Genomic DNA, 14,344 nt, shown 5'->3' on the forward strand with positions numbered 1-14,344 from the left:
GTACTCAATGAATTTTAAACTGGCGGCGGATACGACGTAGTAACCAAAAGATCCATGGCCAGACCGCAGCACCTGTGACTACAGGCCACAAATACGCCATGGTAAAAACAACACCTGTTAAGAAGTGACTCAACCAAAAGATAAAATAATGATAAAAGGCTAAAAACAGCGCTATAACCAGGCTTTGCTGCAAAATAGAGAAGTTGCGGATTTTCAGATGGTGCACTGAGCAGAAATAAATAATCACTGAATACGCCAGTGCATTGACACCAAGCACAGTGCCGACCAATACATCCAATAAAAAACCTGTGACAAAAGCTGTGCCTATACTGACGCGAAACGGCAAAGCCAAAGCCCAGTAAAACAACACCAGCAAAGGCCAGTCAGGCCGGAATAACTTCACAATGGCAGGCAGTGGCACTACAGCCAGCACCAGCGCAAACATCAACGACAAATACACCAGAATTAAACGATGCGACTTTTCCATCAGAAATCTCCCGCTACAGCAGCAGCTTCGGCATCAGGCGGCGCAATTTGTTCATCAATTTCCGGTTTTTCTTTCGGCCATACCAATAACACGTAACGAATGCGATCCAACTGAGCATAAGGCCGGGCATATACCTGTAAAAACGGCTGTTGTGCATTACGAATAATACGTACTACTTCAGCGACAGGGTAACCTTCAGGAAAAACGCCATCCAGACCAGAGGTAATGAGTTTATCTCCCTGCTGAATATCAGCACTGTGTGGAATATGCATCAGCCGTACTTCGTCGGCCTGACCTAAACCCTCAGCCACCACATGATCGCCGTTGCGTTCAACCCGCATCGAAATGGCATGAGTGGTATCGGAAATGAGTAAAGCACGGCTGCTGGTAGGACCCACACTGACAATTTGCCCCAGAACCCCTAAATCATCAATCAAAGGCTGTTGTGCCACAACACCGTCGTTGCTGCCTTTGTTCAGTACTATCTGATTACTGAATGGATGGCTGTACACAGCCAGCACTTCAGCCACCAGGCGCTTACTTTCAGCCACAGGTACAGAACCTAACAGGGAGCGTAATTTGTCGTTTTCCTGCTGTAAAAATTGCAGGCGCTGCATTTGGGTATTTTGCCGCAACAAGGTTTCACGCAGCTTTTGGTTCTGCTGCAGTAAACGCTGGTGAGACATAAATTGTTCGGAAGCATCAGACATCATGGCCTGGGGTAAATTGGCCAGATAATACAAAGGACTTACAGTTGCGGTTAAATAACTACGCAACTGTGTGGAGCTGTCGGTGAATCGATCCAGCGTCATCAGCCCAACGCTGCACAAGACTGCAAAAAACAGTCTTAGCGGCAGAGATGGGCCACGCTCAAAGATAGGTTTCATTCAGAACTGACTTGTTAGTCGTAACTAAACACATCACCGCCATGCATGTCGATCATTTCTAAAGCTTTACCACCACCACGAGCCACACAGGTCAGCGGGTCATCAGCCACAACCACAGGAATACCGGTTTCTTCCATTAACAGGCGGTCTAAGTCACGCAATAAAGCGCCACCACCAGTTAATACCATACCGCGTTCAGAAATATCTGAAGCCAGTTCTGGTGGAGACTGTTCCAAAGCAACCATGACTGCAGAAACGATACCAGCCAATGGCTCTTGTAAAGCTTCTAAAATTTCGTTGCTGGTCATAGTGAAGCTGCGAGGTACACCTTCAGCCAGGTTACGGCCACGGACTTCAATTTCCAGAATTTCGTCGCTTGGGTAAGCTGAACCAATTTCTGTTTTGATGCGTTCCGCTGTAGCTTCACCAATCAGTATGCCGTAGTTACGACGGATGTAGTTGATAATGGCATCGTCAAACTTGTCGCCACCAATACGAACTGATGAGGAATACACCACACCGTTCAGAGAAATAATGGCAACTTCAGTAGTACCACCACCTATGTCGACCACCATAGAACCTGTGGCTTCAGACACAGGTAAACCTGCACCAATAGCAGCGGCCATAGGCTCGTCTATTAAATAGACTTCACGGGCGCCTGCACCCTGAGCCGATTCACGGATAGCGCGGCGTTCAACCTGAGTAGAACCACAAGGCACACAAACCAGTACTCGTGGGCTTGGACGCAGGAAACTGTTGCTGTGTGCTTGTTTGATAAAGTGCTGCAGCATTTTTTCAGTCACATAAAAGTCGGCAATTACACCGTCTTTCATTGGACGAATGGCTTTAATATTGCCAGGAGTACGACCAAGCATACGCTTGGCAGCGTGGCCTACGGCCGCAACACTCTTAGGTCCGCCAGTTCTTTCCTGACGAATAGCAACTACTGAAGGCTCGTTCAGGACTATGCCCTGATCTTTTACATAGATGAGTGTATTGGCTGTCCCCAGGTCGATCGACAGATCATTTGAAAACAGACCACGCAGTTTATTGAACATGGAACAGACTAATCCTTTTAACTAAGAGGTGGTGACACAAGGTGCCCAAAATAATGTCGCTTATTTTAAGTAACAAAACGCCAAGAAAATAGCTTTATCTTTAGTTTTTACCAAATTAAACCAAAGCCATTGAAAAGCCAAATGTTTCGTAGTCAGACAAGAGAGATGAACTTAAGTTTAGCGGGGCTGAGAATATAAAATTGCAGGGGCGCGGGCTTGCCCCTGCCCGTCATGATGATGCATCGGTTTCAAATTTACATCGGCATCAGGTAAACCAAAGCGCGCGGGCTTGCCCCCGCCCGTCTCAAATGACGCTCCCATCCAACAGGTTTCAACATTTAGTTAGTTCAGCCGTTCCTGCCAGAAAATTTGGCGTTTATTGCCACGGTAACGGCCAACGCTGATTTCACTTGTTGGATTTTCCAATACCAGCGGCTGGCCAGTCGCCTCTTTTAACCAATCAAACTTCAGCCAGTCAGGTGCGGTGTAAAACACAGGCCAACTGCCTTCTATGGAAGCAGGAACCTGAACTATCAAAGTATTCAGGTCGTTTTTACCAGCAGTAAGGGTACCCACAGTACCACTTTTGCCATGACCCGACTCAACAGTCATACTATTAAAGTTCACGGCACTGCAATTATCCGCTGTGTTTGATACAAAGGCAGTGTCATTCCAATACTCCGCGAATAAACCCACAGGTATTGAAACAGCATTTGTCGGATTGGCTTCAGGAACAGATCCACCACTTAGACGCAAGCGCCCATATCGCAACTCAGGAGCTGTAATAGTGCTAAAAGTAACAGGCAAACAACTGCCGTTATCTGCAGTTTTAACACAAACTCCGTCACTGTCTCTGACAAAGGTATCTGCTAAATCCAGTCTCAAACCTAAAGCCGCACTTAACACAGGAGCGCTGTAAGGCAAAGTGCGGGCGAAACTCAGTTGCTCAGCTCTGATGGTTGGTGTTGTCACATTACTCATAGCCAGGTCAAATTGACCATCATAATTGTCAAAATTTATTGGCGTCAGCTCGCCCCTGCTTGGCGCAGAAGAAGTTGCCACTGTACTTAAAGTGGAATAGCTGGTTGCGGCGTTCATTTCAGCAACTGTATCTGCAGTCATCGACTGAGCTTTGAAGAAATTCAGGCCATAGTTTGTCGTTGTCGCTCCCTGAACATTTTTTGCAATTAAAGTAGCCTGAGGGAAAACCTGATAACCCACGGCCTGGCCCAGATAAGCAAATTTTGTCTTTGATGGATCAGGGTCATTTGCATTACAAGCTGCTTCCAGCACAGGAGTATTCACTGAAGCGGTAAAATAAGCAGGAATAAAACGGCCAACAGCAGCACTGGTCGCTGCAGGGATAGTGTAACCAAAGTAGCTATTTTCCGCCGGAGTTGCAGTAAAGCTATAGACTCCTACTTCAGATACCGTCTGATTGGTTGTCACTACTCCACCAACTGCCTGAATATGATTATAAGAGGCAACGCCAAGAGCACCAGCACTGCCGCCGTCAGCAGCCAATGGAGCCAGCAAATTATGAGTTAATCCAACAGTATTCATCCTGAAATTCGGAGTGCTCAGTGGGTTGGAACATAAATTGGCGTCACCGTTATTGGCAGAGGCTTTAGCAATAACAGACAACTGAAAAGTTTCGCCAGCCTTTTTGTACGCAGCGCAGTTTGCATAAGGTAAAGCACAACTGACCGGAGCAACACTGGTATTTCCTTCCTGCACACAAAGTCCGGCTGGACGGGCAATAAATTGATCAGAACCCGTCATCAGCAGTCCGGCATCGGCACCAGAGCCATCATAACGGGCATTAAGTTGCATTTGACCAGCATCAATGTAATTCAGCGACACAGTAGCCTGACCACTGGCATTAAAATTCAGATTTCTTGTTTGTGCTGCGACTTCAGACTGTGCAACAGCTACTGCGTCTAATAACACAGAACGGCTTTCTGGTCGGCCAGCAGCCACAGGGTCAATGTACCCAGACCAGAATTTAACCGGTTTTGTGACACTGGCAAAAGCAGGTACACACTGTTGGCTGGCGTTGTCTTTACGCACCGCACTGATCAGCACATTTTGGGATTGATTCGCAATCATATCCTGCACATCAAATACAAAACCGCTATCCGCGACAGTAAAAATACAATCGTCAGCCAGACCATTTTGCAGGCATTGCTGTGCATTGGCTGGCGGCACGCTGGACGAGCTGACCGCGAGAGTGAAACTTCCTGCAGTTGTTTTTATCAGATTTTTCGTGGTTGAACCGGTAAAAGTCACCGCATTACCACCTTCCCAACTACCACCTGTAGCAGCGAGGTTTAAAGTCAGAGGGGAAGTATACAACTCAGTACAAGAGGCATTGGCACAAGCCTTAATGATCACAGCTGTGGGATTACAGGTTAAAGGTGACGCAGGATAACTGAATTCAATATGGTGCAATTGTGAGCCGATTTCTACAGGCACTGAAGGTTGCTGGGTACAGACCTGAATATTGGTAATCTCATGGAAGTTGGTGTTATCTCCTGTAGAGCCAGTGTAAGACAATAATAAATTAGCCGGAGGTGCAGGTTGGCCTAAGCTCAGCAAATTAGCAGATGTCAGCAAGGTACTGTAAGCAGAACCGCCAGCTAAACGTCTTTCCAGCTGAAAAGAAACGGTTTGTGGGCTCTGAATTCTGGAGTCGATAGTAATTCTGTATCTGTCACCACGAGCCAAAGTACTGCCAGCAGCACTCAAGGCGGGTGATAAAGTATTGGTGCCGCCAAGCCAGCCAAAATTAGTGCTGCTGGCAGCACGCACCCCTATTGCATTCGGGCGGGCTGTAGTACCACCAACCCGTCCTTCGGTGGCCTGAGAATAATTACCAAATTCATCAAAACCTATACCCAGCCAACCTCCGGCAAAACCGCTTTGAGCCGGATTCACATTGGTTCGCTGTGCATAGCCCAAACTGCCGCCATAACTACCAGGTACCGGACTGACTGTTGCATCAGATAACACCACAGCAATACCGTCAGCACCATTACCACCGTAAGCATAATGGTCAAACTCTATGGTCATTTTATTGCCGGCAGCAGGGAAACTACGCTTAAAGGTAATAGAGGTGGATTGATTTTGGCTATTTTCAGTTAAACGTAAACGACTTGGCGCTGTTCTTAACGAAGGAGGTGTGCTGTTCAGTTGAGTCAGATACCAGTTGGCGTCGTTGCTGAAGTTCTCAGTAAAACATTCGTTAATACAAGTGGCTGTTTGTTCGTACATATTTTTGACATCGGAGGTGCTCAACTCACGGTTAAAAAACCGCACTTCGTCAATTTGACCACGAATGCCCGAAGTACCATCAGGCAATGCACCTATAGCAAAATTTCCGCTACCGTCGTTCGGAGTTTTGGTAGCATCAGCATTATCTATACTGCTATTAGGCGTGTCATCCACCAGTTGATTATTAACGTAGAGCCGCATCCGCCTATTGTTTTTACTATAACTAAACGCAATGTGTTGCCATTGATCATTAAAGATATTAGCGCCACTGACTTCAACAAAACGGGTTGTGCCGCCTGTCATTCGTATGGTGAAACGTAAATTGCCACCCGACTCCCGGGTTAACTGAAAACGTCCATTGGCACTGTTGATAGCACCACCATAGGCCATAATAGTCTGGCTGCCGGCAGCCTGAGCTGAAGCGTTCATTTTAAGCCATAAGGTAAAACCAAATTCGTCACTGTCGTGAAAATAGGTGTTTCTGTTGATATCGACAAAAGGATGGTTAGAGGCTCCCACGGACTGAAAATCGCCATAAGTACAGGACGCAGGCGAAGGAGTCAGTTGCGCCACCACAGCACTGTTTCTGGCTCTGCCATCCCGCTGTTCTAACGAAGAGTCCTTTACCTCATTCGCAGTGCCATTCCAGAGCACTTCATCAAAGCGCCAATACGATTCGCGCGTAACAGAAGCCACGCCACCACAGGCAAACAGCGGTTCATCTATAGGCACACAGGATCCAATAACCTCACTGGAACCGTTCACCTGCACAACACCATAACCAGGCGTGGTTAAATCACCATAAACCTGAGAGTTATTTACCGAAATATTGCCCGATACCGACGTAACAAGCACAGGAGAAGTATCAGAACCTAAAGTACTGTTGGTAATAGTTACTGTGCTGGCACTGGTAATAGAACCGCTGGTCATAGTGACATTACTCACTACAGCCGGGTTATTCGATGTCATGGTATAGTCACCCGCTATGGTACCGCCGGTAATAGTGATACCGGATTGCACTGTGGCCCCACCGGCAAGGTTGGTATTATTGGTGGTCAGAGTACAGCAAGGGGTGTAAATCAAACCTGTGACTGAGCCTCCGGTAAACTCCAGCCGACCATTGGTACTGGTGACATCAGACAGAAATGTATCATTAGTGGAAAGAATATGACTTCTTACGGTAACAGCACCGTGATAAACACTGGTGTTGGTAGTTAAGCCGCCATTAGTCACTGCCAAAGTTGAAAGGTATGTTGACCCACTGCTTGTCAGGCCGTTGCCTATGCTGACCGCAGCGCCCAGACTACTGCCGTTTGTGATCGATCCAGTACCACTGGTACTGACACTGCCACTGATTGAGGCCGCATTTAATGTAAGAGCACCCGACGAAGTGATGCTGCCGTTTACAGTAGAACTTTGTACCGTAACAGCGCCACTTGAGGTCTGAAGGTTGCCATAGACTGTAGAAGAACCGCTGATCTGAAGTACACCATGAGTGGTTGTTAAATTCACTCTGTTGGTACTGGTACCCACAGAGAGATTACTGCCACTAATGCCCGCATTACCTCTGATGATCACCGATGCACTGGTAGTGCGGATTTGATCACCACTGCTAAAAGTAACCTGCGCATTACAGGAGAATTCGCCAGCACTGTAATCCCATGCATTATTCCAGGTAGCACAAGTACCGCTGGCCTGAAGTGCGGCGAGGCTGCTGCTATCATTAAAATTCAGAGTGGCTGCCATAGCCTGCCCATACATGGACAGCAGGAGAACCACAACAACCCACAACAACCTCTTCATGCCTTTACTCCGCTCTTTTTATGAAGAGCACAACCTTGAACAACGCTTTGATTAGTTATAGCACCCACTACTGCCACACTTCCATTTCTATAGTGCGGGACGTTTGGATGGACCCGCCATCACAACGACCCGTACTGCTTAACAGAAAATGAATTGTTCCTTCAGGAGAAGCTGATGGCAGGCAAGAGATTGAAGCGCTGCAGGATTGCAGCCCTGCAGCGTCAAAATCTGGTAACAGCAATGGCGCCATCCCCGTACAGGCAGCAACAGAGACAGCGGAGTCAACTTCACCGAAAGGATACAAAAGCTTTACTCCATATTCCATGCCAGATTGGGCCGCAAAAAAAGCGCGGGTCCCCAGCACTTCATAAGAAACTGACTCAGTGCTGCTTACCAGAAGCTTTGACAGTGACCCAATCAAAAGCAACATCACTACAATAATAAACACAGCAACAACTAAAGCACTGCCTTGTTGTAATTTGCCAGATCTCGTCAGATTCTCAGGGGACATTGGGGATATGAACCTCCTGGTTAAAAAACAAATCGTCGCTAAAGCCTGATTCAAATGCCAGAACTACATGCACTACAGAGTTTCTGCTTAATACAGGCTCTTCAATGACAAAAGACGACTGCAGTGTATTGAGATTTTTTGCCATCAACACTCCGTCATTAGTATCAAACGTTGGGCCGCTGGTACTGTAACCATAACCCTCATAACGTAATAACTGGTTTAATACAGTAATACAATAACTCACAGGTTGATCTGCAAGATATAACCTGTTACTTGGAGAGCTGTTTGAAAAGCTGACATTGCCTGATAAATTCAATGTCACAGCAAAGGGAGCGCTTACTCCAACTATGTTATACAAATCCGCTGAGTTCAGACTATGAAAACGTCCTGGGTTTGAGTGGGCTGCAGGATAAATCTGACTTCTGTCGGTCGCATAAATGTAAACCCGGAAAGTTTTGCTTTCTGCAATATAACCGGCTTCTTCGGCGCTTAATCTGACCCATTCAGTCGCCATACTAAACAAAGGAATGCTATTGCCGGGCTGAGTCAAAGTTGGAATGGTTGTGTAACGAGCTGCAACAACAACAGGAACAAATTCAATACACTGCGATCCGTTATTCGCATCATGTAGTCTTACGCTATTTGGTAACGCATTACGTAGCTCTCTGGTTAAGCGTTCCAATGCAAAGCGGCTTTGGCTTAATAATTGATCCCGGTCTGAAGCTTCGGCATACATTCTGGCACCTAAACCAAGATAGCTGGTTGTTGCAGTTGCCAGAATACCAAGCACCACAATCACCAAAATTAACTCAACTAAAGTGAATCCACTGCTTTTTCTGTTACCAGTCCGCATTACCAGTTGCTCCGATAAGCAGAGAAGTCAATTTGCTCACCTGAAGGAGTAACAATACTCACAGTTACACGCTTTGCAGCTCTGTTATTTGCATCACCTAAATCAGCACCGGCATAGCGCACATCAACACAAACTTTATAATTTGTATAACTGTCAGCTAAATTATTACCTAACACATTCAGCAATGTGGAGCCCGAGCCTACAAAACCATGAAAATCATCCACATCATCAAAACCTGAACGTCCTCCGGTATCGTCAGGATCCGGTCCCCAGCATGGCGCTATTGAACAAGAAAAAACAAAAGCTGTTTGGTTGGCGCATAGTAAAGGAGGTGTTGTTAATACAGGTTCATTACTACACACATCAGCACCGGCCTCATAGGCTGCATCTGAAGGGTCTGAGCTTGCATCACAACGGAATTCACTGCCTGCCCTGTCAGAGTTTTCATCAAAAGAACGCGCCATAATTTCATTTAAAAAACTATGACCAAGTTCTGCAGCCCGCACCTGATGCCACGGGTCTGTGCTGCGCTGATACAAAGGGCCTAATACTCCGGTAATCATAGTTAAGGCTATTGCTAACACCACTATACCGATCACCAGTTCTACCAAAGTAAAACCAGCTTGTTGTTTTATGGATGCACTATTTGAAGGTTTTAACATGGATGGATATAGCCTTCAGTTTCAATACAAACATTAGCGGTGGGGACGCCGGAAGACAAAATAACGAGAGTGGTGACAGAGGAAGGCTTTGAGCTTAATCTGCCTAACGAATCAAAAGTTAAGGTTATAGCGGGAGAAAAACTTAAACCAGAGTCTGTAGGTAAAATAAGGTTGAAACTTTCTGCGGCAGTGCAACCAGTAGGGCTTAGTTCTGAAGCTGACAACTGTAAACTACAACTGGTATTGGTTTGTTGCATCGCCTGAATTTGCATACGACGCAAGACAGAAATCATCTGATCTTGCACCGTAGCTTCTTCAATGCCACCTTTGCCCATAAATTTGGGCAACGCAGTAGCAGAAATAATACCGAGCAACATGATAACTATAATCAGCTCGATCAGAGTAAAGCCGCAAGAATGTTTCACGGCTACATCTCTCTATTAATTACAACCAGTTGTTACAACTGTGGTGACTGGCTCAGTTTCTGTTGCTGTTGCGTTTGCTTTAAACGCTGCTGTATACAGTACATAGCAGCCGCCATTAGCCAAGTCTGCAGTTGCTGCTGCAATACGAATTTGGCCTGCGGCGCTGATGTAAGCAGGAACAACCGGAGGACCAGCAACTTCAGCTGTAAATGTCTCTGCAACTAACCCAGATGCTACATCTGAGCTGGAAACCCAGCCATCAGGCATATCAATAGCAGCGATAATACCTTCGGCAGTTGCCTGAGGATAACCGTGTGTCAGTTCCACACCTTCGACTTCTGGTCCAGCGTTTGCTGCCGTTGGTGCAGTACCTACCTGGCTTTGCAATACAGCTTTACCATAAACCATTTTAGCGGCAGTTTGAGCCGAAGCCTTCACTGTGTTTAATACACTAATTTTTGCATCGCCACTGAAATTCAAAAACCGTGGCGCTGCTGTCACAGCTAAAATACCTAAAATTACTATTACTATAATCAGTTCTACTAACGTAAAACCTTGTTGTTTATTTAAAGTCTTCATACTTCACCTCGTTTAAAAATTCTTTACGCCTTGTTACGAACAGCGTTTACTACGCCAGTCGCAGGATTGTACCAAAAATAGTTGAGACCAGTTACAGCTGCTGGAACATTGTTTGTTGCTGTCGCAGGTGCCGTTGGCACTGCGACCATACCAGCAGTCTGGAAATAGAAACAGATGTTATCAGCTGTGCCAGTTCCTTCCCTAACAACAAATTTATTTTGTGCTAAAGTAGCGGCGGTAGCACCAGTGCCAACAATGGCTGCAGGTGGGTTTTGCAATATCAGGTTAAACACTTCCAGACAACGGGCTTCTGTCATGTTCGCTACCTGGGTGTTGTTTGCAGTGCCACTCACTACTGCTGCAGTTGCAGCTGAAGTGACGCCAGCAGTAGGATAACCACGGGTAAAACCACCCAAAACCTGGGCAGTACTGGCATCCACACCAATTCGACGGTTATCGACAGTGACAAAGGTCAGGTTGGCCTGGAGTGCACCAGTGCTGCCACTGGCTGCAGAACCACTTGGACGACCCGCCACTTCCCATTGACCACGCACTAAACCTACAGATGTCGCAAAACCACCAGTGACGCCTTCCAGTGAAGCGCCTTCAGCGTCATCCACTACATCCAGAAAGCGAGGTAAAGCTGTGGCTGCCAATAAGCCTAAAATAATTATCACAATGATAATTTCGATAATAGTGAAACCGCTCTGTCGTCTCATTTTGTTAACTCCACATCTTTTTTTGTTAGTTTATCGCTAATTGCGCTCATTTTACCCACTATTACCAAGTTGTCTTCTATTTTTTTCATTTTCCCGATTATTTACTAGCCACCCTTATAGGCATTCAACATATCCCACATAGGTGTGAAGATACCTAAGGCCAAAATAAGCACCATAGCAGACACTACTGAAATCAAAATAGGTTCTATCTTTGCTGTAAGTCCTTTCAAGTCGTATGCCACTTCTCTCTCATAAAATGAGGCAACTTCCGTCAACATTTCGTCAACCTGACCTGTTTCTTCGCCTACAGCCAACATTTGGAGTACCAAAGGTGTAAATAATTCACTTTGTACCGAAACGCGCAGTAAACTTTCGCCCCTTTCGATGTTTTTTCGCATATCACGGATTTTTTCCGCCATATAATCGTTGTCGACTGCCTCAGCTACCAATGTTAAGGCTGAAGTTAAAGGCACACCTGCTCTGAGCATCATGGCAAAGCTGCGGCTGAAACGCCCTAAACTGGCGCGCACTAAAATAGTGCCCATCAGTGGCATTTTCAGTTTCCAGTAACTCCATTGGTAGCGGCCTTTGTCTGTTTGTAAATACAGCTTTAATGCCCATAAAAGCCCCACAACGGCCCCTGCCATCCATTGCCAATAATTCACAAAAAGATTCGAGCTGGCCAGCAGTACTTTAGTGGCCCAGGGCAACTCTGTATTAAATTTGGCAAACATACCTGCGAATTGAGGGATCACCATAATATTCATAATTACCATGGCGATGCTGATGGCAATAAGTACAAAAGTGGGGTAACGGGTGGCTTGTTTAATTTGCTTTTTGGTTTCCATTTCCTGCTCAAAATAGCCGGAAAGTTGCAAAAAGGATTCATCCAAACGACCTGTGTTTTCGCCCACATGCACTATAGAAACCACCAAACGACTGAATATCTTCGGATGCTGTGCCATAGCTGCTGATAAAGTGCGGCCTTTTTCCAGCTGATCAGCTAAATCCAGCAGCACTGTGTTTAATGCTGTTGAACTTGTGCTTTCTGCTAAGCCCACTATAGCTCTGATGATGGGAATACCGGCTTTCATCAGGGAATACATCTGGCGGGAAAAAATAATCAGCTCGGTCATACTGACCTGCTGCCATGGCCAGACGATGGCGGCGCTGGCTTGCTTTTCTTCCTGCAACTTAATTTTAATAGGGGTTTGACTGCGTTGCAGCAGCATATCCGCAACTGCAGCTTCACTACCAGCTTCAATGCTACCGCTAACAGACTGGCCTTGCCTGTCTCTTGCTGTATAGCTGAAGGTAGCCATTAGTCAGGCTCCTGCTCTGCAGTGGCAACACCGTTACCTGCGCTGCTCTGGACCGGTTCTTCCAGCTCCAGGTATTCAGACACCTTAATCACTTCTTCGATACTGGTCAGGCCCTGCATTGCATAATCCAGTGCCATATCCCCCAAAGGCCGGAAGCCTTCGTTGTTACGGGCAGCTATTGCAAAACCTTCGGCATCACCACGGCGCAAGGCATCGGCCAGCTCGCGGTTCATCACCAATAATTCAAAGACACCAATACGGCCAGAGTAGCCTGTGTTATTACAGTTCTGACAGCCTTCGCTGCGCCAGAACTGCTGAGTGAGCGCTATATTTTTATACTGTAACCAGCTGGTTTCAGACGGATCCGGGGTATAGCTTGTTTTGCAATGAGCGCATAAACGCCTGATCAGTCGCTGCGCCAGAATAGCCCGTAATGCGCTGGCCACTAAGTACTCAGCTGCTCCCATATCTATTAAACGCAAGGTACTGCTGATGGCGTCATTGGTGTGTAAAGTCGACAATACCAAGTGACCCGTTAAAGCACCACGCAAACCAATTTCTGCGGTTTCCTGATCCCGCATCTCACCCACCATGATGATATCCGGATCCTGACGTAAGCTGGTTCTTAACACGTTACTGAACGTCAGGCCAATTTTATGGTTCACCTGCACCTGATTAATACGGGGTAAGCGGTATTCCACCGGGTCTTCAACGGTAATAATTTTATTACCTTCTTTATTCAGCTCGCTCAGCATGCCATACAAACTGGTGGTTTTACCTGAACCTGTCGGGCCTGTGACCAGAATCATGCCATGGGGCGTTTTCAAAATCCGGCGTAAACGTTTTAGCAGCGCATCCGGCATGCCGGTTTGTTCCATCGTCAGCAAGCCTGCCGACTGATCCAGTAAACGCATCACCACAGACTCGCCATACTGCACAGGCATAGTCGACATCCGCACATCTATGGTACGGCCTTTAATTTTGATCTGAAAACGGCCATCCTGCGGTAAACGTTTTTCCGAAATATCCAGCTGTGCCATCAGCTTTAACCGCAACACCAAAGCCGGCACTATACTGACTTCTTTTAAGACGTTTTCCTGTAACACACCGTCGACACGCTGCCGTATACGCAGCAGCTTTTCATCAGGTTCTATATGAATATCCGAAGCCCGCACCTGCACAGCATCTTCAAAAATAGATTGCAGCAGTTTAACAATGGTATTGTCTTTGTCAGTGGCGTCATTGAGCGCACCAAAATCCAGAATATCAGTTTCGGCGTATTCTTCTTTGAGCTGGGTGGCAAAACTTTCGATTTGTTTAGTACGACGGTACAGGCGGTCAAACGCACTGATCAGCTGGCTTTCCCGCACTATCGCAATGGAAATGTCTTTTGGCGCCAGCATAGGCGATATTTGATCCAGCACTGACAAATCAGCCGGGTCGCTCATACCAAGCAATACAGAACTGCCTCTGTCTTCCAGTACTAAAGCGCGGAAACGGCGGGCATGCACTTCAGGTAATAAAGCCACAGCTTTAGGATCAATTTGCTGTTGGCTGATATCCAATAAATCGACTTTAAGCTGCTGAGACAAAAACTGCAGTAACTGATCTTCAGTTAAAAACTGCATATCAATCAGGCTACTACCCAGCTTGCGGCCAGTTTTTTGTTGCTGGGCTAAGGCTTGCTGCAATTGTTGTTCGCTGATGATGTTTTCATGCACCAACAGGTCGCCAAGCCGCATTTTTAGTCTGGGTTTTAACATAA

General features: G+C 46.5%; 12 protein-coding genes. All 12 read right to left on the reverse strand.

The window, feature by feature from the left end; all coding sequences use genetic code 11:
- Positions 1 to 4: 4 nt before the first annotated feature.
- Positions 5 to 487, reverse strand: a complete 483-nt coding sequence (gene mreD, locus J2W69_RS15140; RefSeq protein ID WP_310280017.1) for a rod shape-determining protein MreD — start codon at positions 485 to 487, stop codon at positions 5 to 7.
- Positions 487 to 1,374 carry a rod shape-determining protein MreC gene (gene mreC / locus J2W69_RS15145; RefSeq protein ID WP_310280019.1) on the reverse strand — a complete coding sequence of 296 codons (888 nt, stop codon included), beginning with the start codon at positions 1,372 to 1,374 and terminating at the stop codon, positions 487 to 489. The genes mreD and mreC overlap by 1 nt, the downstream gene beginning before the upstream one ends.
- A 14-nt stretch (positions 1,375 to 1,388) precedes the next feature.
- Positions 1,389 to 2,432: a rod shape-determining protein gene (locus tag J2W69_RS15150; protein ID WP_127686481.1), complete on the reverse strand. Its 1,044-nt coding sequence runs from the start codon at positions 2,430 to 2,432 to the stop codon at positions 1,389 to 1,391.
- A 342-nt stretch (positions 2,433 to 2,774) separates the two neighbouring features.
- Entirely contained in the window at positions 2,775 to 7,508 is a 4,734-nt protein-coding gene (locus tag J2W69_RS15155; RefSeq protein ID WP_310280024.1) for a DUF6701 domain-containing protein, read from the reverse strand.
- Between the two features lie 67 nt (positions 7,509 to 7,575).
- A complete protein-coding gene (locus J2W69_RS15160) occupies positions 7,576 to 8,019 on the reverse strand; it encodes a pilus assembly PilX N-terminal domain-containing protein (protein WP_310280026.1) in 444 nt (147 codons plus the stop codon).
- Complete coding sequence (locus J2W69_RS15165) at positions 8,009 to 8,872, reverse strand: PulJ/GspJ family protein (protein WP_310280028.1); 864 nt, start codon at positions 8,870 to 8,872, stop codon at positions 8,009 to 8,011. Before J2W69_RS15165 ends, J2W69_RS15160 begins: the two co-directional genes overlap by 11 nt.
- The gene (locus J2W69_RS15170; RefSeq protein WP_310280030.1) at positions 8,872 to 9,534 is read right to left on the reverse strand and encodes a type IV pilus modification PilV family protein; all 663 of its coding nucleotides are present in this window, start codon (positions 9,532 to 9,534) and stop codon (positions 8,872 to 8,874) included. The genes J2W69_RS15165 and J2W69_RS15170 overlap by 1 nt, the downstream gene beginning before the upstream one ends.
- Positions 9,528 to 9,959 (reverse strand): type IV pilin protein, encoded by a 432-nt coding sequence (locus tag J2W69_RS15175; RefSeq protein WP_310280032.1) that lies wholly within the window; start codon positions 9,957 to 9,959, stop codon positions 9,528 to 9,530. Before J2W69_RS15175 ends, J2W69_RS15170 begins: the two co-directional genes overlap by 7 nt.
- A gap of 15 nt (positions 9,960 to 9,974) precedes the next feature.
- Positions 9,975 to 10,538: a prepilin-type N-terminal cleavage/methylation domain-containing protein gene (locus J2W69_RS15180; RefSeq protein ID WP_310280035.1), complete on the reverse strand. Its 564-nt coding sequence runs from the start codon at positions 10,536 to 10,538 to the stop codon at positions 9,975 to 9,977.
- 23 nt (positions 10,539 to 10,561) lie between these two features.
- A complete protein-coding gene (locus J2W69_RS15185; RefSeq protein WP_310280037.1) occupies positions 10,562 to 11,257 on the reverse strand; it encodes a prepilin-type N-terminal cleavage/methylation domain-containing protein in 696 nt (231 codons plus the stop codon).
- A 104-nt stretch (positions 11,258 to 11,361) separates the two neighbouring features.
- On the reverse strand, positions 11,362 to 12,579 hold the full coding sequence (locus tag J2W69_RS15190) for a type II secretion system F family protein (protein ID WP_310280039.1): 1,218 nt from the start codon (positions 12,577 to 12,579) through the stop codon (positions 11,362 to 11,364).
- Positions 12,579 to 14,342, reverse strand: a complete 1,764-nt coding sequence (locus J2W69_RS15195) for a GspE/PulE family protein (RefSeq protein WP_310280041.1) — start codon at positions 14,340 to 14,342, stop codon at positions 12,579 to 12,581. Before J2W69_RS15195 ends, J2W69_RS15190 begins: the two co-directional genes overlap by 1 nt.
- Between the last annotated feature and the right edge of the window lie 2 nt (positions 14,343 to 14,344).

It is taken from the genome of Rheinheimera soli (genome assembly GCF_031457405.1).
Taxonomy (GTDB): domain Bacteria; phylum Pseudomonadota; class Gammaproteobacteria; order Enterobacterales; family Alteromonadaceae; genus Pararheinheimera; species Pararheinheimera soli_A.